This is a genomic window from Acinetobacter haemolyticus (assembly GCF_003323815.1).
GTDB classification, from domain to species: Bacteria; Pseudomonadota; Gammaproteobacteria; order Pseudomonadales; family Moraxellaceae; genus Acinetobacter; species Acinetobacter haemolyticus.
In genome coordinates this window covers 1467311-1490647 of the sequence record NZ_CP030880.1, presented here as the reverse complement: position 1 = coordinate 1490647, position 23337 = coordinate 1467311, and the positions used below count along the sequence as shown (strand labels likewise).

18 protein-coding genes are annotated in these 23337 nt (G+C 40.6%); 5 read left to right on the top strand and 13 right to left on the bottom strand.

Annotation, left to right across the window (positions count from 1 at the left end; all coding sequences use genetic code 11):
• Positions 1–56: 56 nt before the first annotated feature.
• Both adeS and adeR read right to left on the bottom strand, forming a co-directional pair.
• A complete protein-coding gene (gene adeS, locus DS737_RS06760) occupies positions 57–1142 on the bottom strand; it encodes a two-component sensor histidine kinase AdeS (protein WP_113997158.1) in 1086 nt (361 codons plus the stop codon).
• Positions 1132–1863 carry an efflux system response regulator transcription factor AdeR gene (gene adeR / locus DS737_RS06755; protein WP_113997157.1) on the bottom strand — a complete coding sequence of 244 codons (732 nt, stop codon included), beginning with the start codon at positions 1861–1863 and terminating at the stop codon, positions 1132–1134. Before adeR ends, adeS begins: the two co-directional genes overlap by 11 nt.
• A 145-nt stretch (positions 1864–2008) precedes the next feature.
• Here adeR and DS737_RS06750 point away from each other — a divergent pair, with 145 nt between their 5' ends.
• From DS737_RS06750 to DS737_RS06735, 4 genes are all read left to right on the top strand, one after another.
• Positions 2009–3151 carry an efflux RND transporter periplasmic adaptor subunit gene (locus DS737_RS06750; RefSeq protein ID WP_113997156.1) on the top strand — a complete coding sequence of 381 codons (1143 nt, stop codon included), beginning with the start codon at positions 2009–2011 and terminating at the stop codon, positions 3149–3151.
• Positions 3148–6258: an efflux RND transporter permease subunit gene (locus tag DS737_RS06745; RefSeq protein ID WP_113997155.1), complete on the top strand. Its 3111-nt coding sequence runs from the start codon at positions 3148–3150 to the stop codon at positions 6256–6258. Before DS737_RS06750 ends, DS737_RS06745 begins: the two co-directional genes overlap by 4 nt.
• A 93-nt stretch (positions 6259–6351) precedes the next feature.
• On the top strand, positions 6352–7755 hold the full coding sequence (adeC, locus tag DS737_RS06740; protein WP_113997154.1) for an AdeC/AdeK/OprM family multidrug efflux complex outer membrane factor: 1404 nt from the start codon (positions 6352–6354) through the stop codon (positions 7753–7755).
• 85 nt (positions 7756–7840) lie between these two features.
• Positions 7841–8236 (top strand): acyl-CoA thioesterase, encoded by a 396-nt coding sequence (locus tag DS737_RS06735; protein ID WP_005089986.1) that lies wholly within the window; start codon positions 7841–7843, stop codon positions 8234–8236.
• Positions 8237–8279: 43 nt separating this feature from the next.
• On the opposite strand, the gene DS737_RS06730 is transcribed toward DS737_RS06735, so the two are convergent.
• From DS737_RS06730 to DS737_RS06715, 5 genes are all read right to left on the bottom strand, one after another.
• Positions 8280–9221, bottom strand: coding sequence for a Dyp-type peroxidase (locus DS737_RS06730; protein WP_113997153.1), 942 nt, complete (start codon positions 9219–9221; stop codon positions 8280–8282).
• An 81-nt stretch (positions 9222–9302) separates the two neighbouring features.
• A complete protein-coding gene (gene fdhD, locus DS737_RS06725) occupies positions 9303–10094 on the bottom strand; it encodes a formate dehydrogenase accessory sulfurtransferase FdhD (protein WP_113997152.1) in 792 nt (263 codons plus the stop codon).
• 48 nt (positions 10095–10142) lie between these two features.
• Positions 10143–12551: an FdhF/YdeP family oxidoreductase gene (locus DS737_RS06720; RefSeq protein ID WP_113997151.1), complete on the bottom strand. Its 2409-nt coding sequence runs from the start codon at positions 12549–12551 to the stop codon at positions 10143–10145.
• 88 nt (positions 12552–12639) lie between these two features.
• Positions 12640–12798, bottom strand: a complete 159-nt coding sequence (locus DS737_RS16170) for a hypothetical protein (protein WP_167365848.1) — start codon at positions 12796–12798, stop codon at positions 12640–12642.
• Positions 12799–12825: 27 nt separating this feature from the next.
• A complete protein-coding gene (locus DS737_RS06715) occupies positions 12826–13662 on the bottom strand; it encodes a hypothetical protein (protein WP_113997150.1) in 837 nt (278 codons plus the stop codon).
• A gap of 229 nt (positions 13663–13891) precedes the next feature.
• On the opposite strand from DS737_RS06715, the gene DS737_RS06710 reads away from it, so the two are divergent.
• Positions 13892–15298, top strand: coding sequence for an aminotransferase-like domain-containing protein (locus DS737_RS06710; protein WP_113997149.1), 1407 nt, complete (start codon positions 13892–13894; stop codon positions 15296–15298).
• 68 nt (positions 15299–15366) lie between these two features.
• Here the strand turns inward: DS737_RS06710 and DS737_RS06705 are convergent, their stop codons facing one another.
• The 6 genes from DS737_RS06705 to hutC all read right to left on the bottom strand — a co-directional run bounded on the left by DS737_RS06705 (position 15367) and on the right by hutC (position 23290).
• Positions 15367–16638 (bottom strand): Glu/Leu/Phe/Val family dehydrogenase, encoded by a 1272-nt coding sequence (locus DS737_RS06705; RefSeq protein ID WP_004639559.1) that lies wholly within the window; start codon positions 16636–16638, stop codon positions 15367–15369.
• A gap of 36 nt (positions 16639–16674) precedes the next feature.
• The gene (gene hutG / locus DS737_RS06700; RefSeq protein WP_113997148.1) at positions 16675–17595 is read right to left on the bottom strand and encodes a formimidoylglutamase; all 921 of its coding nucleotides are present in this window, start codon (positions 17593–17595) and stop codon (positions 16675–16677) included.
• Between the two features lie 30 nt (positions 17596–17625).
• Complete coding sequence (hutI, locus tag DS737_RS06695; RefSeq protein WP_113997147.1) at positions 17626–18834, bottom strand: imidazolonepropionase; 1209 nt, start codon at positions 18832–18834, stop codon at positions 17626–17628.
• A gap of 65 nt (positions 18835–18899) precedes the next feature.
• The gene (hutH, locus tag DS737_RS06690) at positions 18900–20438 is read right to left on the bottom strand and encodes a histidine ammonia-lyase (protein ID WP_113997146.1); all 1539 of its coding nucleotides are present in this window, start codon (positions 20436–20438) and stop codon (positions 18900–18902) included.
• A gap of 89 nt (positions 20439–20527) precedes the next feature.
• On the bottom strand, positions 20528–22204 hold the full coding sequence (hutU, locus tag DS737_RS06685) for a urocanate hydratase (RefSeq protein ID WP_113997145.1): 1677 nt from the start codon (positions 22202–22204) through the stop codon (positions 20528–20530).
• 333 nt (positions 22205–22537) lie between these two features.
• The gene (hutC, locus tag DS737_RS06680) at positions 22538–23290 is read right to left on the bottom strand and encodes a histidine utilization repressor (protein WP_113997144.1); all 753 of its coding nucleotides are present in this window, start codon (positions 23288–23290) and stop codon (positions 22538–22540) included.
• Between the last annotated feature and the right edge of the window lie 47 nt (positions 23291–23337).

Genomic DNA, 23337 nt, shown 5'->3' with positions numbered 1-23337 from the left:
AATCAATCCTATGTGAACATTCTGTGATGTGAAATTTCCGAAAGATCATGGTTCGTCTAAACACGGTCTAAGTCAGTTGTCATCGGAATACGAATAGTAAACACACTATTTGGTTTTTTATTTTGGTATTGAATCGAACCCTGATGCGCAACGACTATCGCATGGACAACGGCTAAACCTAGCCCCGTTCCACCAAATTCTTTATTACGAGACTCCTCTAAACGAAAAAAAGGATCAAATAAATCATGTTGGTATTCTGAAGCAATCCCAGGCCCTTCATCTTCTATTTGTAAAATCCAATCATTGGCATTTATTCTTGATCTTATTGTTAGCAATCCCGCATTCGCATATCGAACAGCATTATCGACCAGAGCAATGAGCACTTGCTCCATACGTTGTCGATCACAATGCACAATATCTTTTGAAACTTCTGTTTCAATCGTGAGGCGAGCTTGTTTGAGCCTTTCGCCAAACATCGAAATGACTTTATCTACACACAACTGAAAATTCACAGCTTCAATATTTAATCGGAGCTGTTGGTTTTCGACCAAACTCAATGTTCTTAGATCTTCAACTAAGTACGAGAGTCCTTCAACTTGGTTCAATAAACTTTTCATGAGTTCAGGTTTAGGCTCAAATACACCATCAACAATCCCCTGTAAACGCCCCTGTAAAATCGTGATTGGCGTACGTAACTCATGTGCAATTGCAGCATTCCAGACTTGTGCCGTTTTCACAGAATCTTCAAGTTTTTGAGCCATATTATTAAAGTTATGCATCAACTCTGATATTTCTGTTGAATGTATTTTCGTATCTTCAGCTCTTGCAGAAAGATTACCTAAGCTAATTTCTTTTGCGGCATTGGCTAGAGAGTTAATTGGAACAATAAAACGTTTCGCCAGCAGTAAACCAATAATTAAGGAGATCACCGTACCACAAAATATCACCGTGAATAGCCAAACCCAATCAACGACATGAAATTCGGTCCAATCCTCTTCCAATGAACCCAGCGTAATCCACCCCGTTTCAATTGCATAATTGTAGATTACATAGCCTATAAAAACAGAAAATAGCGTCACACTTAAGTTCACAATACTCAGCGCGATAAAGAGTTGTTTGCTAATACCTGATTTATTTTTCATGTGGATGATCCAAGCGATAGCCAACACCACGTAAATTGATCAACATATGTTGCAGCCCCTGTTCTTCTAGTTTCTTCCTCAATTTACTGACATGACTATCAACGGTACGCTCTAAAGCATCACTATCTGGTAAACAGTGATTCATAAGTTCGCTACGGGTAAAAACTTTGTGTGGATGATCAATCATAAGGAGTAAAATTTTGTACTCAGTTAAAGTCAAATTGAGCAAAACTTTCTGAGTATCTCGATGTACATACACACTATGAATATCTGTATTAATCTCGATATTTTTATAAATTATATTTTTATTTAAAGCTTGAGTGTTTTGCTGAGTCCGTCTGAGAACAGCTTGCACACGAGCCACCACTTCATTTGGATTGAATGGCTTCACCACAAAGTCATCAGCACCTATACGTAACGCCATGACTTTATCAATATCTTGATCCAGTGCAGTTAACATGATTACAGGCGTCTGAGCTTTTTGACGGATTTTGTTAAGTACCTCCCAACCATTTAACTCAGGAAGTTTAATATCTAAAAGAATTAAATCAATCGGTTGCGATGCATGTATTTCAATCGCCTGCTTCCCATTCATGGCACGAATTACACGCATTCCTTCGCGTTTTAAATAGTGCTCGATAATATCGCCAATATCATACTCATCCTCAACGACAAGAATAAATTTGTCACGACAATCGAATGAAAATGAAGCTTCCAACATAGAGATCAATCATAGAAAAATCAGTCAATCTTCATAATACGACGATTTATCAATTGATCTCCACACTTTTTCCACACTTTACGGACGGTGGTTACACAAAATCAGAAAATACTGTCAACATCAAAAACTCCTGAGATTTGGCAGTATGCAAAAGCATCTTTTACTCCCATTAGTTTTATCCATTGGACTGGTTCTACACGGTTGTAGTTCCGAAGTAGAACAACCTGAAGCACCTCCTGCAAAAGTGAGTGTGATCAACGTTCAAGCTCAATCTGTAAATTTTAGCGAAAACCTACCCGCACGCGTACAAGCATTTCGTACGGCTGAAATTCGTCCTCAAGTCGGTGGCATTATCGAAAAAGTGCTATTTACTCAAGGGAGTGAGGTAAAGGCAGGACAAGCTTTATATAAAATTAATTCTGAAACCTTCCAAGCTGATGTAAATAGTAATAAAGCTTCACTTAATAAAGCAGAAGCGGAAGTTACACGTCTAAAAGTTCAACTGGAACGTTACGAGCAATTACTTCCGAGTAATGCAATTAGTAAACAAGAAGTCAGTAATGTTCAAGCTGAATATCGCCAAGCTTTGGCGGATGTTGCTCAAATGAAAGCCTTGCTTACACGACAAAATTTAAATCTTCAATATGCAACAGTTCGAGCACCGATTTCAGGGCGTATTGGACAGTCGTTCGTAACTGAAGGTGCTTTAGTTAGCCAAGGTGATGCAAATACCATGGCGACCATCCAGCAAATCGATAAAGTTTATGTCGATGTGAAGCAATCCATTGGAGACTTTGAACGTTTACAAGCGGCATTACAAAGCGGTGAATTATCTGCAAATGACCAAAAAACTGTTCGAATTTTTAACAGCCATGGTCAGCCTTATAACGTGACTGCACGAATGTTGTTTGAAGACATTAATGTTGATCCAGAAACAGGTGATGTCACCATTCGTATTGAGGTCAACAATCCAGAGAGAAAGTTACTACCGGGCATGTATGTCCGTGTAAATATTGATCGTGCTTCTGTCCCACAAGCCTTGTTGATCCCAGCACAAGCGATTCAACGCAATATCTCTGGGGAGCCTCAGGTTTATGTCATCAATACCAAAGGCACTGCTGAAATTCGTCCAATCGAATTAGGGCAGCAATATGAACAATATTACCTAGTCAATAAAGGGCTTAAAACTGGTGAAAAGGTGGTTGTTGAAGGGATTGACCGCATTCAACCTGATCAAAAACTTGAAATGACAGCGTGGAAAATCCCTGCCACCCAAGGAGCCCAATGATGTCCCAATTCTTCATTCGTCGCCCCATTTTTGCGTGGGTGATCGCGATTTTTATTATCTTATTTGGGTTACTGAGTATTCCTAAATTACCGATTGCCCGCTTTCCAAGCGTAGCCCCTCCACAAGTCAATATTAGTGCGGTCTATCCTGGTGCAACACCTAAAACCATTAATGATAGTGTAGTTACACTGATTGAACGGGAATTATCTGGTGTAAAAAACCTGTTGTATTACAGCTCAACCACAGATACGTCTGGTACAGCCGAGATTTCTGCGACCTTTAAACCAGGTACAGATGTGGATATGGCACAAGTGGATGTACAAAACAAAATCAAAGCCATCGAAGCACGTTTGCCTCAAATTGTTCGCCAACAAGGTTTACAAGTCGAGTCTTCATCATCCGGTTTCTTGATGTTAGTCGGTATCAAATCACCCAATGGTCAATATTCTGAAATTGATTTGAGTGATTATCTTGTCCGCAATGTGGTGGAAGAATTAAAACGTGTCGAAGGTGTCGGAAAAGTTCAATCCTTTGGTGCAGAAAAAGCCATGCGAATATGGGTCGATCCAAACAAACTCGTGTCTTATGGTCTATCGATTAGTGATGTAAATGCAGCTATTCGTGAAAATAATGTTGAAATCGCACCCGGTCGTCTTGGCGATATGCCTGCCGAACAGGGTCAGCTCATCACCATTCCTTTATCTGCACAAGGGCAACTTGATAGTATAGAGCAATTCAAAAATATCAGTTTGAAAAGCAAAACCAGTGGTAGTGTAATTCGACTTTCTGACGTCGCCAATGTTGAAATTGGCTCTCAAGCCTACAACTTTGCGATCTTGGAGGATGGTAAACCGTCTACTGCTGCTGCAATTCAACTCAGCCCAGGTGCCAATGCAGTAAAAACAGCAGACGCAGTCCGTGAAAAAATCGAAGAGTTAAACGTCAATTTACCCGAGGGTATGCAATTTAGTATTCCTTATGACACGGCGCCGTTCGTTAAAATTTCCATTGAGAAAGTCATCCATACTTTATTAGAAGCGATGGTTCTGGTTTTCATCGTGATGTACTTATTCTTACATAACGTTCGTTATACGCTGATACCTGCGATTGTCGCACCGATTGCACTACTCGGCACTTTTGCCGTGATGTTAGTTGCAGGCTTTTCCATTAATGTATTGACGATGTTTGGTATGGTGCTCGCCATCGGGATCATCGTAGATGATGCGATCGTCGTCGTGGAAAACGTTGAGCGGATTATGGCAACCGAAGGTTTACCGCCTAAAGAGGCAACCTCTAAAGCCATGAAGGAAATCACCAGTCCAATTATCGGGATTACACTCGTACTGGCAGCGGTATTTTTACCCATGGCATTTGCCAGTGGTTCAGTGGGTATCATTTATCAACAATTTACCCTGACTATGTCGGTGTCTATTTTATTCTCTGCACTATTGGCTTTGGTCTTAACACCTGCACTCTGTGCCACGATTCTCAAACCAATTGACGGGCATCATCAGAAGAAAGGTTTTTTTGCATGGTTTGATCGTAGCTTTGATAAAGTTACGAAAAAATATGAACGCATCCTACTTAAAGTGATTAAACATAGTATTCCAATGATGGTGATCTTTGTTGTGATTACAGGTTTAACCTTTGCGGGAATGAAGTACTGGCCAACTGCATTTATGCCCGAAGAAGACCAAGGTTGGTTCCTAACCTCCTTCCAACTGCCATCCGATGCAACCACTGAGCGTACAAAAAACATCGTAAATCAGTTTGAGGATAGCCTTAAAGACAATCCAAATGTTAAGAATAACACCACGATTCTCGGTTGGGGCTTTAGCGGTTCTGGACAAAACGTGGCTGTTTCATTTACTACATTGAAGGATTTTAAAGATCGTACTTCTAGCGCATCCGAAATGACCAACGCTGTCAATGCCGAAATGGCAAATAGCAAAGAAGGCGCGACGATGGCTGTGCTTCCACCCGCAATTGATGAGTTAGGTACTTTCTCAGGTTTCAGTCTCCGCTTACAAGATCGTGCCAACTTAGGTATGCCTGCACTGTTAGCAGCACAAGATCAATTGATGGCAATGGCTGCTAAAAACAAAAAGTTTTACATGGTTTGGAATGAGGGTTTACCACAAGGTGACAATATTTCTTTAAAAATTGACCGTGAAAAACTGAATGCTCTAGGTGTGAGATTTGCTGATGTCTCCGATATTATTTCGACTTCTATGGGTTCAATGTATATCAATGATTTTCCAAATCAGGGTCGTATGCAACAAGTGATTGTCCAAGTGGAAGCAAAGTCACGTATGCACTTAAAAGATATTTTGAATCTCAAAGTCGCAGGTGCAAGCGGTCAATTAGTCTCTTTGTCTGAGGTGGTTACACCTGAATGGAACAAAGCTCCTCAACAATATAACCGATACAATGGTCGTCCTTCATTAAGTATTGCGGGTATCCCTAATTTTGATACCTCTTCTGGTGATGCAATGCGTGAAATGGAAAATCTGATCGCTCAATTGCCGAAAGGAATTGGCTATGAATGGACAGGAATTTCACTGCAAGAGAAACAGTCTGAATCGCAAATGGCATTCTTATTGGTTCTATCAATGTTAGTGGTCTTCCTTGTGCTGGCTGCATTATATGAAAGTTGGGCAATTCCACTTTCTGTCATGTTAGTTGTTCCATTGGGTATCTTCGGTGCCATAGTTGCGATTATGACAAGAGGAATGATGAATGACGTATTCTTTAAAATTGGTTTGATTACCATCATTGGACTCTCTGCCAAGAACGCCATTTTGATCGTTGAATTCGCAAAAATGCTCAAAGAAGAAGGGATGAGTTTGATCGAGGCAACAGTACAAGCAGCGAAACTGCGTTTACGTCCGATTTTGATGACCTCACTTGCCTTTACCTGTGGTGTCATTCCCTTAGTGATTGCCTCTGGTGCAAGTTCAGAAACCCAACACGCATTAGGTACAGGTGTATTTGGCGGCATGATATCAGCCACTATTCTTGCAATTTTCTTCGTTCCTGTTTTCTTCGTCTTTATCCTTGGCGGCGTAGAGAAACTGTTTAAATCAAAGCGAACATCCACGAAGTAAGAAACTACCTCCTAAACTGAAAAATCAGAGGAAAGTCACCTTTCCTCTGATACAGCAGGCCTAAACCATATTCATTTATATTTGGAGCGTACCATGTCTAGATCGACTGTACTTTTATCACGTGGCATCGTCATCTCTACCCTTACTATCGCCCTGACTGCTTGTGTCAGTATGCAAGCGCCTTCACCTGTCATTCGCTCTGATATTCCGCAAAGCTTTAGTCATGCTAATGGTGGAACCTCAATTGCAGAACAAGGTTATAAAGATTTTTTTTCTGATCCTCGTTTATTGCAAGTCATTGAGATCAGTTTAGAGAACAATCGAGATTTGCGCACTGCAACGCTCAATATTCAACGCGCTCAGCAACAGTACCAAATCACTCGAAATGACCAACGACCAATGATAGGAGCCACAGGCAGCGCAGTACGACAAGTAAATCCCTCGATAAATCCCAATAATCCCTACTCTACCTTTCAAGTTGGTTTAGGTGTAACAGCCTATGAATTGGATTTTTGGGGACGAGTGAAAAGTCTCAAAGATACCGCTTTAAATCAATACTTAGCTACGCAAAGCGCACGCGACGCCACACAAATTAGCCTCGTGAGTCAAATCACACAAGCATGGTTAAATTATGCATTTGCGAAAGAGAATCTCAGCCTAGCTGAACAAACCTTAAAAGCTCAACTTGATTCATACGAGCTGAATAAAAAGCGCTTCCACGTTGGGATTGATAGTGAAGTACCATTACGACAAGCACAAATCTCTGTAGAGACTGCTCGTAATGATGTGGCAAATTATAAAACCCAAGTCTTGCAAGCACAGAATTTATTGAATCTATTGGCTGGGCAAACCATTCCAAAGTACTTACTGCCTCACCAAGCGATCTCTAATATCACTCAAGAAAAGACCTTTGCAACGGGCTTAAGTAGTGACATATTGAATAATCGTCCAGATTTAAAGGCTGCCGAATATCAACTGCGTGCTGCAGGCGCAAATATTGGTGCAGCGAAAGCACGAATGTTTCCGACTATTAGCCTAACTGGTTCTGCTGGATATGCTTCAACTGAACTGAATGATTTATTTAAGTCTGGTGGTTTCTCTTGGTCAATCGGCCCAAGTATTGACCTCCCCATTTTTGACTGGGGCACTCGAAAGACGAATGTTAAAATCTCAGAAACAGACCAAAAGATAGCACTCTCTGAATATGAAAAATCAATTCAAGCTGCTTTTCGTGAGGTGAATGATGCTCTTGCTGCCCATGCACATATTGATGAACGTCTTGATGCTCAACGCCGCTTAGTCTCGGCAACAGATACGACTTATAAGCTATCTAGTGCTCGTTTTAGAGCTGGTATTGATAGTTATCTGACCGTATTGGATGCACAACGTTCAGCTTATGCAGCTCAACAAGGCTTATTGATACTTGAACAAACTAAATTGAATAATCAGATCGAACTCTATAAGGCTTTAGGAGGTGGATTATCTCGACATTCGTAAACGCTTAAGTCTGTTATTCGGGCTGATTTTTAAAGACTCAGCCCTTATAGTGTTTAAGTTTAAATCAGAAAATAACCGTTAATCTATGTTTACACTTTCGCTCACACCAAGATTTTATGAAACAGATGCTTTCGGACATATCAACAATACTGTAATCACAGGTTGGTTTGAAACCGCACGTGAACCTGTTTTTCGTTTATTCAACCCAAGTATGGAAATCAAAAACCTACCTTTGATTCTCGCACGAGTTGAAGTCGATTTTGTTGCCCAAATTTATTATGGTGCTGATATCGAAATCAAAACATGGATTGAACAGATCGGGAATTCTTCATTCATTGTCGCACATGAAGCTTGGCAAAATGATCACTGTGTTGCGCGAGGTAAAGCTGTTCAAGTGTATTTCGATTTCAGCGCGCAGAAATCAGATCGTATTCCAGATCAATTCCGTACTCAGTTACAAAAATATCTGATTAGCCAATAAACATTTTCGCTGAAATAAACTGATTCATTTCAGCGAATTAAACTTACTCGCCTAAATCTTCGAGGAAGTCAAAGGTCGGTACAAAGAATAAGCTCCCAGAAACAGGTGTACTGAAATCTAATAACCGATCCACATGACCATTTTCTTTGCCAAGAAACATATTTTCTAACATCGTTTTGGTGATATTGAATGAGCGTGAATACCCAATAAAGAAAGTGCCGTACTCTCCTTCAGTTGGGTTTGAAAATGGCATATTGGCTCTGAGAATTTTCAATTCATTGCCATCAGCATCGTGTGCTTTACTCACCACATTATGTGCATTTTGTGGCTTAACATCATCACCTAATTCAACATCATCATATTTCTTTCTGCCAATCACTTTTTCTTGTTCTTCGGTGCTTAGCCCTTTCCACATTTCCATGTTATGTAAATATTTTTGAATGAATACATAACTACCACCAAGGAACTCAGCATCTTCTGCACCTACATAGGCGATTTCTTTGGCAATTTCATGTTCAGGATTTTCAGTACCGTCCACAAAGCCTAAAATGGCACGGCCATCAAAATATCTGAAACCTTTGGTTTCACTGATGGGATAGGTATCTTGTTTAAGTTGTTCATGGAGAATCGCAGCAAGTTCATAGCAGATCGCCACCTGATCCGCTCGGATATGGAAAAATAAATCTCCTGCCGTCGCTACCGCAGTATGTTTGATTCCCTTTATTTCCTGAAATGGAGTTAGCTCTTTCGGTTTATTTAACTGTGGAAATAATAAGTCCCAGGCATTTGAACCAATCCCAACAGAAGCACTAAAATTACTCTGTGGAAATCGATGATTGAGACTCCGAACCAAAGCAGAAAAGTTTGCAAGAAAATCAATCACCCCAGAATAATCAGGTTGAGCATGGATACCTAGAACGATAAATAAGGCATTTTCACCTGAAAGATTATTAATTACAGGCTGTGGTCTAAGCGGTATATTCATAATTTTTAGGAATAAAAAAAGTTAATACGTATATCCTACACAAATCGATGAATCACTTAGCAACAGAAACACAAATTTTTACTATTCGTGCGTATAAACGACGAAGCTATCTCCACGACAAAAACTTGCTAAGGTTAGGTTCAATTTTTTTGCCATTTCGATTGCCATGCTAGTCGGTGCCGAAATCGTTGCCAATAAAGCAATGTTGAATTGCGCACATTTGCGAATCAGCTCATAACTGGCACGACTGGTCATGACCACAAAACCATTCGCAACATTTAACTTTTGTTCAGCCAAATAACCCAATAATTTATCTAAGGCATTGTGTCGCCCAACATCTTCAAACAAAGCAATGATCTGACCTTGGACCACCCAAGCAGCGGCATGAGCACCACCTGTTAATTCACTAATTTTTTGTTTAGCTTTGAGTTGAGCAATTGCACTTGGAATTTGATTAAGCCAAGAGGACGAAACATGACTGCTCACCAATGGCAGCTCGGAATAAAGTTGCTTTAAACTCTCAATCCCGCATAAACCACAACCTGTTCGCCCAACCATCATCCGTCGATGTTGTTTGAGGGCCATAAATGCACGCGATGCAATTGTCATCTCTACTTGCACACCCAGTTCATTTTGACTAATTTCAATCGAATATAATTCATTGAGACTCTGCACAATTCCTTCAGATAAGCTAAAGCCTTTGGCGAATACCTCAATATCGGACGGCGTTGCCATCATAACTGCATGAGAAATGCCGTTATATATCAATGCAATCGGATATTCCTGAACGATATAATCCATTTCATTTTCAGACAAATCCTGATGGAAACGGTGTACTTGCACCGTTTCATAGCCGCGTATTTTGGTATCCACCTATAACCTCTTTGATATTTCTCATTCGAATATTAAAAATCGAATACGTTATACGCCACTGACCCGTTGATTTGCATGTTCTGGATCAACTTCAACTGCCAAATTAAAATGTTCAGGTGCTTGCCCAGCATGAAGAATGACAGGAATACTCTTTGATGCAGGAATCTTGGCGTATTTATCGTGGCTACCTAATGCAACTAACGGATTGGTTTCTGGATAGTATGCCGCTAAGCTACCTTGGGGAATGTTATAGGGTACGATACGGAAACTATGCACAATCCGCTTAACCCCATCAGAGAATACACTTTCAATATCAACCCATTGATCAGCTTCAAAACCTGCCGTATCTATATCCGCTTGATTCATAAACAACACACGACGTTGTCCATAGACACCCCGATAACGATCATCTAATCCATATAAAGTCGTATTGTATTGGTCATGCGAGCGTGTGGTCATTAAGGTATAAACCTGTTGTTCGCTATAAGCCGCCGCATATTGATTCTCAGCATCTTCATAAACTTCTGCCAAAGGCGTAATCAAGAATTGGGCTTTACCACTTGGTGTATTCCAAACATGTTGATTGGCAGGATGCTCTAAGTGAAAACCACCCGGTTGGTAAACCCGCTGATTAAAGTCATGGAACTCATCAAAAACATCAGCGATAGAATCACGAATACGATCATAACTCTCGATATACCAACGCCATTTGACTTGACTGTCAGGCAAAGTGGCTGCTGCCATACGTGCCACAATGTCAGGTTCAGACAAAATATTGTCTGAGATTGGTGGATTGCGTCCTGCGGATAAATGGACATTACTCATAGAATCTTCGACGGAAATTGCTTGTGGACCATGCACTTGCATATCAACTTCGGTACGTCCGAGACAAGGGAGCATCAATGCATCTTTGCCACACACCAAATGGCTTCGATTAAGTTTAGTGGTGATGTTTACGGTCAAATTACAGCGTCGAAGTGCTTCTTGTGTATAAGGTGTGTCTGGTGTAGCAACTGCAAAATTACCACCTAGACCAATAAAGACTTTTACCTCTCCTTCATACATCGCTTTAATGGTATCAACCACACCAAAGCCATGTTTGCGAGGAGATGTGATCCCAAACACACGGTCAATGCTATCTAACAACTTATCGCTTGGATTTTCATTAATCCCCATCGTGCGATCACCTTGTACATTGCTGTGACCACGTACAGGACATAAACCTGAGCCCGGGCGACCAATATGCCCTCTAGCCAACATTAAGTTTGCAAGCATATGAATATTGGCAGTCCCATGACGATGTTGAGTGATGCCCATGCCCCAACAGAAAATTGCGGTTTTAGCATCTAAATACATTTTCGCAATCGATTCTAAATGCTCAGGTGAAAGCCCTGTATATTTATGGATTTGTTCCCAGTCCGTGCGATCAACTTCAGCTAACATTTCATCAAAACCAATCGTATTCATCGCAATAAAACTACGATCAAATACACTCGGTTTTCCTTGCGCTATCGCCTTTTTGTCCCATTCAGATAAATGCTTGAGCACCCCAAATAGTAGTGCATAATCTCCCCCAATTTTGGGCTGGAAATAATAACGACTGATCGGCGTACTACCATTGGTCATCATTTCCAACGGTGCTTGAGGATCTTGAAAACGTTCCAAGCCACGTTCTTTGATGGGATTAATGGCAATAATATTGCCGCCACGCTTTGAAACCTCTCTCAGCGTTGCCAACATACGTGGATGATTGGTGCCCGGATTATGACCAAAACTAAAGATCGCATCTGCTTGATCAAAGTCATCTAAGATAACCGTACCTTTTCCCAAACCAATTGAATCTTTTAAACCAACGCTCGTCGTCTCATGGCACATATTGGAACAATCAGGAAAATTATTGGTTCCAAAACTTCTTACAAAAAGTTGGTACAAAAAAGCGGCTTCGTTACTGGCACGACCAGAGGTATAAAATGCGGCTTGGTCTGGGTGATCTAAAGCTTGTAAATGTTTGGCGATGAGCTGGAAAGCTTCATCCCAAGAAATTGGGACATATTTATCTGAGCTAGGATCGTAGCGCATCGGATCAGTTAAACGCCCAAGATCTTCTAGATAGAAATCACTCTGCTCTGCCAACCAACTGACCGTATGCTCTGCAAAAAACTCAGGTGTTACTGTTTTACTGGTTGCCTCAAATGCAACGGCTTTGGCACCGTTTTCACAGAAGTTAAAGGCATGTGCATCTTTTTTTTCAGGCCATGCACAACCCGGACAATCAAAACCTGTTGGTTGATTAATATTGAGTAGTGTGATTGAACCTTTCTTTAGAATATCTTGCCTTTTGAGGTTACGGGCAACACTGAGCAATGCTCCCCAACCACCCGCAGGTTGGTTATACGGCTCAATTCTGGCAAAGCCATTATTTTCTTGCTTATGAATGGTTTGTTCTGAATTATCCATCTAGCTGCCCTCATCTGAGCTTTTGTCATTTCTACACAAGTAGAATTAACATGAAAGCAGCTTGCTTGACTATTCAAGTTTTGTCTGATTATTTTAACTGTTGAGCTTCAACATTTTTTTGCTGCTGTGAAGGCATATAATCAGGTTGATGGCTCACTGCTAAAAAGAAGAACAGTAGGAATAAGCAACCTAGAAAAATACTAATTCCAACAGTAAGATACGGAAATTTTGATTGTGCTTGAGACATATAATCTCTCCTCTTTAAATCCTAAACTCAACGATGTGACAACTCATTTGTAGATAAAACTTTAAAGTTGGCACCATTTTGAATACGTGTTTGCATGTATTCGCCATAAACTGATAATTTTTCAAAGATATGTTCCGAATAAAACATATCCTCAATGAGATGCATTGCTTGCTGCTGGTTAAATTGACCAATCTGAGCAATCAGCGGCGTATTTAATTGAGAAAACAATGCGCAAAGATTTCGATGAAACTCATCTTTGCTTTTAAACAATAATTTCCGAGTATTAATCAAATCATCATTTACAACTGATCGCTGTTTATCCGCATAGATCACATGAATTTTGATTTCAAAATAATCTTGTAAGATGCAAAGCTGTACCTCATCGATTCCCAAATGCGTAATTAAAAACACTTCTGAAACGTCGGTTCTACACAAGGCCTTAATCAAACTCCGATACAAGAAATCTTCTTCATTTCTCGGCTGATCAACCAGATCAACATATAAGTTGAGGCTTTGTATAACCTCTTCAATTTTTAAATGAATACTTCGATCTGATTGATAATATTGATTCAGAATCTTAAATACAGGCAGTGAGTACGAAGTGGTATAAATCACAAATTGATTTAAGTTGGCAATGATCAATGGCGCAAATAAGTACGCAAGATTATTGTCATTTTTAACAATTTGGGCTTGCGCAATATACACGACACGCGCTTTAGAAAAGTTTCTTAGTACTTTCGCTCTGAGTAGCGTCGCTTCTAAATTGACATATTCTAGACATAACTTGTGCTGTATCCATTCAGAAGGTTGCTGCTCTGGAAAAAGCCGAGTTATTGCATTGAGTTCTGGGGTTACAAACGTCATTGATGCCATCCAGCCGAATCAGTAGCTTAAGATCCAGCAACTTATTTTTTGAGTAATCTAACAAGCTGCTTGGTTGATAGCTTTATTGTGCAATGAATACAAATTGATAAGTAGCTACAGAGTTTTACTAAAAAAATATAACAGATCATTTCTTTTTCATTTATCTGTTATAAAATTATTTATATAAAAGGCATTACTCATAAACAGAAAAGTTTGATCTGGGTATTTTATGTATAAATCAGAACAGTTAGCACATCAGCTGAAACTTCTCATCGAAAATGGATCATGGGAACCCCATAGCAAATTGCCGTCCTTACGAGAACAAGTCCAACGATCTGGTTTTAGTCTCATTACAGTAATGAATGCTTATCAAGAACTAGAAGCACAGGGCTTAATTTATTCAAAAGAAAAATCGGGTTATTTCGTTGCTGAACAAAGTCATCAACATATTCCACAAGCCTCCACTGTGGTGTCATTAAATCCCAAAATTGAAATCAACTCGCTAGTATTTAAATATCTAAAGTCGATTCAGTCGGATCAAATCTGCCCCTTAGGATCAGCGTTTCCAGATAGCCAATTGCTCTATCCACCCAAATTAATTCAAATCATGGGACAGCTCTCTCGCAATCGGCAAAGTTATGATCAAACTTCCAATCTGCCACCGGGAAATTTTGCCTTAAGAAAACTGATTGCTCAGCGCTATTGTATGCAAGGCATACCAACCGATGCTGATGATATCGTTATCACATCTGGGGGCTTGGAAGCTTTAAATTTATCACTACAGACCATCACGCAACCTGGTGATTATATTCTGTTGCAGCAAACAATTTTCTATGGTGCATGGCAAGCGGCTGAACGTTTAGGTTTGAAGGTCATCACCCTGCCTGAACATCCCCTACATGGCTTTGATCTTGAGGCTTTTGAGCAAGTGATTCGAGATTATCCAATTAAAGTCTGTTGGTTCATGCTCAATGCTCATAACCCGATTGGCTTTACAGTCAGCAACGACACTAAGTATAAAATTGCCAAGCTTTTACACGAGCACCAAATTCATTTAATCGAAGATGATGTCTATGAAGAGTTGTTCTATGGTGCTCAAAAACCACTGCCCATGAAATATTTTGATCAACAAAACTTTGTCTTACACTGTTCATCTTTCTCCAAGACCCTAGGCTCTGGCTTTCGTATAGGCTGGGTTTATGCAGGTAAGTTCTCAGAACACATCCAACATTTACAATTGATGAGTACTATTTCTGCGAATGCACTGATTCAAAATGCATTGGTTGAGTTCTTATCACATCATCATTATGAAAAGCATTTGAGAACGCTTAGACGTGCTCTAGAAAAGAATAAAAAGCAATTTTTTCAATATCTCAAACATCATTTACCCAAAGGCTGCAAAGTCTTTAACTACCCAAGTGGCTATTTTCTATGGATTCAACTGCCTGACAAAGTCAACAGTATGCAAATCTATGAACAGCTGATCCAACAACAGATTGGAATCGCGCCAAGTCCGCTCTTTAATGTACTACCTTCACATCAACACTTTATTCGAATGAATTGCTCTTTTGAATGGACAGTGCATATTCAATATGCAGTAGATCAATTTATTCAAGCTGTTCAAGATGCAATCTAGCCCAATCCCATAAAAAAACGCCCTTAAGCCATTTAGCTTAAGAGCGTTTTGATTCACCGAGTTATCAATTAACCTGGGAAAATACCGCGCTCTTTACGTGCTTTTAAGATACGCTCACAACCCAAAATGAAGGCAGCTGTACGTAAAGTACATTCTTTCTCACTTGATTTGTGCCATACATCATTAATCGCTTGAATCATAAGTTTATCAAGACGTTCATTGATTTCTTCTTCTGACCAGAAATAGCTCGACATATCCTGAACCCATTCGAAATAAGATACGGTTACACCACCCGCATTACAGATTACGTCTGGAACAACAGTGATACCACGTTCAACGAGGATGTCATCTGCTTCTGGATATGTTGGGCCGTTCGCGCCTTCAAGTACCAGTTTTGCTGATAAATTTTTCGCACGTTCAACCGTGATCTGACTTTCTAACGCAGCAGGGATCAAGATATCCATGTCTACAGTCCAGAACGCTTCATCGCTGATCGCTTGCGCACCAGCAAAACCACCCACACCTTGATGAGTTTCCATGTGTGTTTTTAATGCCGCAAGATCAATCCCGTCAGGATTGTAAATCGTACCTGTATGGTCCTGGATTGTTACGATTTTAGATTTTGATTCAACAAATAAATACGCAGCTTCACTACCTACGTTACCAAAACCTTGCACCGCAACTTTAGCGCCATCTAAAGGTAATTTGATTTTTTCAGCAACTTGCTGACCAGTAATAAATACACCTCGGCCTGTTGCTTTGATACGCCCCAAAGAACCGCCCAAATGTACAGGTTTACCTGTTACCACACCCGTTACGGTATGACCTTGACCCGATGAATAAGTATCCATGATCCAGCCCATGACGTTTGGATTAGTACCCACGTCTGGTGCAGGAATATCTTTTTGTGGACCAATAATATGGCTGATTTCACTGGTATAACGGCGTGTTAAGCGTTCTAATTCACGTGGAGAAAGTTGACGTGGGTCAACACGGATACCGCCTTTTGCACCGCCAAATGGTAGATTTACCACCGCAGTCTTAATTGTCATCCATGCTGAAAGTGCCATTACTTCATTTAAATCTACATCTGGGTGATAGCGAATACCGCCTTTACCCGGACCACGTGACAAGTTGTGTTGTACACGATAACCCTCAAAATGACGAATTGTGCCATCGTCCATAACAATTGGCACGTCAACGATCAAAGCACGTTTTGGGCGCTTCAATGTATCCACATAACCTTCTAGACCTTCTAGATATGGAGCAACACGCTCGATCTGTTCGAGATAAGTTGCCCATGGACCGTCATTTTGAGAGACATAAGATAAATTAGACATTTTTGCCTTATCCTTTTGAAAGGTTCACGTGAACCATCAATCAAATATATAGTTAAAAATTATATAAGCGGCTAATTTGGCAGTTCTGCTATCCAAATCGAACCGTGGATTACATTCAGCCACATCAAAAACTTTAATTTTGCCAGTTTCCTTTATGGCTTCTAATAATGGATCAAATACCGATAAATCAACTCCTTTTACCGCTGGTGCGCTTACACCCGGCGCAATGCTAGCACTAAATACATCAAGGTCAACCGTAATATACAAATAGTCAACTTTTCCGATAAATTTTTGTATTTTTAAGATTATATTTTCGACATTTTTCTGTTGTAATTCATCATCGTAAATATAAGTACTGTTCAAACGGTCTGCTGTTTCAAACAAAATTTTGGTATTTGAATGCTTCGCCACACCAATGCATAGATAATGAAATTCTTGTTGATGTTGTGCTGATAATGTTGCTGCATTTAGAAAAGGCGTGCCTGAAGTGACTTGCTCTGCTTCACGAAGATCAAAATGGGCATCGAAATTGATAATTCCAATCTTTTTATTTGGCTCGTGATTTTGAATATATTGAAACAAACCTGAAAAACTACCAAAAGCAACCTCATGCCCACCGCCCAAGACGATCGGTTTCATGTCCTGTTTCAAACAACGTTCAACCTGATCAGCCAATTCAGCCTGTGCAACTTCCAACTTACCACTATCACAAACAACAGTTCCAAGATCAGCAATTGTGACAGGTTGGTGCACAGGTAAATTCGCCAATTGCGCACGAATCAGATCTGGCGCATCCGCAGCACCGACACGACCTTTATTTCGCTTTACGCCTTCATCTGAACTAAAACCAATGAATGCATATGTGGCGTGTTGACTGGTATTGACCACCTGATGGATACGTAAGTGCGCCTCACCTTCTCCATCATATCTTCCTTGCCACTTAAATGAATGATCCATAATTAATATCGCTACTTAAATGTTATGCACTTAGCTGATCGAAATTTCAGTACCGTGTCGTACGATTCTTTTGCCTAAATCACCGCCGAGCCAATACACAATTTCAGAAGGGTGCTCAATATCCCATGCAATAAAATCCGCATATTTTCCCTGTTCTAAGCTGCCGTGTGTTGCCTGTAAACCTAATGCATGAGCGGCATGAATCGTGACACCTGCCAAGGCTTGTTCAGGCGTTAAACGAAACAAAGTACTCCCCATATTCAACATCAAACGTAAGGACAAAGCTGGTGAAGTTCCTGGATTCAAATCGCTAGATAATGCAATCCGAACACCATGCTTATGCAAGCTTTCTAGTGGCGGAAGTTGGGTTTCTCTCAAAAAATAAAATGCACCGGGCAATAGCACAGCAACCGTTCCAGCCTCAGCCATTGCCTTAACATCATCTTCCGTCATGAACTCTAAGTGATCAGCAGATAATGCATGGTAACGTGCAGCTAAACTTGAACCACCCAATGAAGAAAGCTGTTCTGCATGCAATTTAATTGGAAGATTTAATGTTTTCGCTGTTTTAAATACACGCTCAACTTGTTCAGGTGAAAATGCTAAATACTCACAGAACGCATCAACAGCATCGACAAGCCCTTCTTGATGCAGTTTGGGCAACATTTCTGTACAAATATGCTCAATATAGGCATCACCTTGATCTTTAAATTCAGGCGGCAATGCATGTGCAGCTAAGCACGTGCTTTTCACAGTCATAGGTAATGTTTGTGCAATCTGACGAATGACACGCAACATTTTCCGTTCATTTTCATAATCCAAGCCATAACCTGACTTGATTTCAATAGTCGTCACACCTTCTTTTAACATGCAACGAATACGTTTTAGCGCTGATTCAAGTAACTGCGCTTCAGTTGCTTCACGGGTTGCCCGCACAGTACTGGCGATACCACCACCATTAGCAGCAATCTCCGCATAGCTCACACCTTGTAAACGTTGTTCGAACTCAACACTGCGATTCCCCCCAAAAACACTATGGGTATGACAATCAATCATGCCAGGCGTGACCCATGCACCATTGAGATCAATAGATTCTTCAAACTCTAGTGGAGGTACATCTTTTTCTAAACCAATCCAATCAATATGCTTTCCATCTGTCACCATGGCTGCATTTTCTATACTGGAATATTGTCCATTTTGCATCGTGGCAATATGACAGTTTTTCCAAAGCTTTTTCATGCATTTATCCTCAAATAGCCCAAGCATTAACTACTTAGGCTATTTTGTCTTTCATGTTGTACTGATTAAGCTTTAACTAAACTCGGTAACAAATTTGGGAGAATGAGCTCATTCAAACAACCACTTGCGAGTAACTCACTTGCTTGTTCAATATCAGGAGCAAAAAAACGATCTTCACTGTAATACGGCACTTGATCACGCAACACTTTACGCGCACGTTCAAGTTTCGGAGAGCTTTTTAAACCTTCACGGAAATCAAGACCTTGACAGGCACCTAACCACTCCACTGCCAAGATGCCACGAACATTATCAGCCATATACCATAAACGTTTCCCTGCATTTGGTGCCATAGAAACATGGTCTTCTTGGTTTGCTGAAGTTGGCAAACTATCTACACTTGCAGGATGTGCTAAAGCTTTGTTGTCACTTGCCAAAGCTGCGGCAGTCACTTGAGCAATCATAAATCCTGAATTGACCCCACCATTGGCAACTAAGAACGGTGGAAGTTGTGACATATGGCGGTCCATCATCATCGAAATACGACGTTCAGACAGTGAACCAATTTCTGCAATTGCCAATGCCAAATTATCTGCTGCCATCGCAACAGGCTCAGCATGGAAATTACCACCTGAAATCACATCACCTTCAGCAGCGAAAACCAGTGGGTTATCCGACACAGCATTTGATTCAATTTCTAATACTTCCGCTGCTTGACGAATTTGGGTCAAACAAGCACCCATCACTTGAGGTTGGCAACGCAGTGAATATGGATCTTGAACTTTGCTGCAATCTTCATGTGAGTGGGCAATTTCACTTGAGTCAGTCAATAAGTCACGATAAGCCGCAGCAACATCGATTTGCCCACGTTGACCACGTGCTTCATGGATACGAGCATCAAATGGTGCACGTGAACCCAACATTGCTTCAACACTTAAACCACCACAAACCGTAGCTGCTGCAAATAAATCTTCTGCTTCAAATAAACCACGTAACGCATACGCTGTTGATACTTGTGTACCATTTAATAAGGCCAAACCTTCTTTAGCCACAAGAGAGATTGGTTCTAAACCAGCCGCTTTTAGTGCATCAACAGCAGATAGCCACTCACCTTTATAGCGAGCTTTACCCTCACCTAATAAAACCAATGACATGTGTGCTAATGGGGCTAAATCACCTGAAGCACCAACCGATCCTTTGAGTGGAATATGTGGATAGACTTCCGCATTGATCAACGCAATAATGGCATCAATCACTTTGCGACGAATACCAGAAAAACCTCGTGCCAAACTATTGGCTTTAAGCAACATGATTAAACGAACCATTGCGTCATCTAATGGCTCGCCAACACCTGCAGCGTGCGAAAGAACCAATGAACGTTGTAGTTTCTCTAAATCTTCAGGCGCAATTTTCGTTGAGGCAAGCAAGCCAAAACCTGTATTAATCCCGTAGGCAGTACGACCTTCATTGACAATTTTTTCCACGCAAGCAACGCTGGCCTCTATCGCAGCCGATGCACTTTCATCAAGTTTAACTTTAATCGGATTTAAATAAGCTTGGCGAAGATCTGCTAGCGTTAATTTGCCGGGTTGAATGAGAAGTTCCATGATTGGTGTCCTATTTTGAACTATATTGTTCTCTTACAGCGTCTCTTACACAATTGCAAAAAACGCCGTAAATGTGATTGAGTGATTTTTTATTGAGTAATCATTGGCAAGTTCAAACCTTGCTCTTTAGCACAATCAATCGCAATGTCATAACCTGCATCTGCATGACGCATCACCCCTGTTGCAGGGTCATTGGTCAATACACGTGCAATACGTGCTGCTGCTTCATCAGTACCATCACATACAATCACGACACCAGAGTGTTGAGAGAATCCCATACCTACACCACCACCATGATGCAGCGATACCCAAGTTGCGCCACCTGCGGTGTTCAAGAGCGCATTTAATAATGGCCAATCTGATACTGCATCTGAACCATCTTGCATCGCTTCTGTTTCACGATTCGGACTTGATACTGAACCTGAATCTAAATGATCACGACCAATGACGATCGGTGCTGAAAGCTCACCACTACGAACCATTTCATTAAAAGCTAAACCGAGTTTGGCACGTAGACCTAAACCAACCCAACAAATACGTGCTGGTAGACCTTGGAAGCTAATACGTTCACGCGCCATATCCAACCAACGATGCAAATGCTCATCATCAGGGATTAACTCTTTTACTTTTGCATCTGTTTTATAGATATCTTCTGGATCACCAGACAATGCAACCCAACGGAATGGACCTACGCCACGACAGAATAATGGGCGAATATAAGCAGGCACGAAACCTGGAAAATCAAAAGCGTTCGCAACACCTTCTTCTTGTGCCATTTGACGAATATTATTGCCATAGTCAAATGTTGGTACACCCATTTTCTGGAAATCAAGCATCGCTTGTACGTGTTTTGCCATCGATTGTTTAGCCGCTTTTACCACAACTTCAGGTTCAGTTTGAGCACGTTGACGATATTCTTCCCACGTCCAACCCACTGGCAAATAACCATTAAGTGGATCATGTGCACTGGTTTGGTCAGTGACCATATCGGGACGTACACCGCGACGCACAAGCTCAGGTAAAATTTCTGCTGCATTACCATGCAATGCAATTGAAACAGCTTTACCTTCTTTGGTGTATTTTTCAATACGTGCGAGCGCATCATCTAAATCTGTTGCTTGCTCATCAACATAACGTGTGCGTAAACGGAAATCGATACTGGTTTGTTGGCATTCAATATTCAGTGAACAAGCACCTGCCAATGTTGCTGCTAATGGTTGAGCACCACCCATACCACCTAAACCAGCAGTGAGTACCCAACGACCTTTTAAATCACCATTGTAGTGTTGGCGACCTGCTTCTACAAAAGTTTCGTATGTACCTTGTACGATGCCTTGGCTACCAATATAGATCCAAGAACCTGCAGTCATTTGACCGTACATCGCCAAACCTTTTGCATCTAATTCATTGAAATGTTCCCAATTCGCCCAGTGCGGTACCAAGTTCGAGTTCGCAATCAAAACGCGCGGTGCATCTTTATGGGTTTTGAACACGCCGACAGGTTTCCCTGATTGAACCAATAGGGTTTCATCCTCTTCTAGTGTTTTTAATGTTTCAACGATCTTATCAAAACATTCCCAATTACGTGCTGCTCGTCCAATCCCACCGTAAACAACAAGCTCTTTCGGATTTTCAGCAACATCAGGGTCAAGATTATTCATCAGCATGCGTAGCGGCGCTTCAGTTAACCAACTTTTAGCACTGAGCTGTGTACCACGTGGTGCGCGAATTTCTACGTCACGAAATTTTGTTGTCGTTGTCACGATGAGACTCCTTTCGATGGAATTTGGTTAGCAAGTTAAACTGTTATTTACGATATAGCATGTATTAACTTGTATATACATCTATATACTACACAAAACTTTTAACTTGAAAAGATGCATTTCATTCCATTTCTAAAAATAAATTTCAAACATATGAAATAAAATAATTTATTTTTTATTCGACAACAAAAAACCCATACAACTACAATTTGTATGGGTTTTAAAAAAGAGAGATAAAATTAGACTTTTTCAGTGTTATTAGACAAGTAGGCTGTATATTCTGCTGACTCAAAGCAATATTTTTCAAGCATTTCTAATGAGATTAGAAAGATGAAATCATTGCGTAAACTTACCTTCCAGATAATATCGACTGCCTGGATAAATCAAACGCGCACTGGAAATCAGTTGTTTATTTGACCATGTACGGCGGCGGATCAACAGACAAGGCTCGGTTTTATTAATCTTCAACCATTTACATTCTTGAGCAGAAGCTAAAATCGCCGTAACCACATGCTCACCCTCGGTTACAGGTGCTTTTGACATCAAATATGCATTCGGTGTAATCGCTGTAAAATCTTGTGCTAAATAATCTGGAATCAACACTGGATCAACCAAACGGTCTTCGATTTGTACAGGCACATCATTTTCATAATGCACAATAATCGAATGAAATAGCTTTTGCCCTTCACGCATCTGCATTAACACACTCTGCTCAGCATCAGCTTGAATTTGCTCTAACACTAACACTTCTGCACGGTGCTTATGATTTCGAGCGATAATCTCTTCAGCAATATTATTCACGTGAAATAAAGCTGTTCGCCCTTGTCCTTCCGCAACAAAAGAACCCACACCTTGTATACGTACCAGCAAGCCTTCGCTGGTCAACTCACGCAAAGCGCGGTTGACTGTCATACGACTGCAACCAAGCAAATTGACTAGTTCACTCTCGGATGGAATCTTTTTATTGACTGTCCATGTGCCTTCATAGATTTTTTGTGAAATCATTTGCTTTACACGTAAATATAAAGGAACAGGACTATCTTCCCCGAATGATAAATCCAAATCGTTTTGCTTGGATGTTCTTGACATTGACTAAAACTCATACAAAATACTTTCAGCTATTGTATATGGATTAG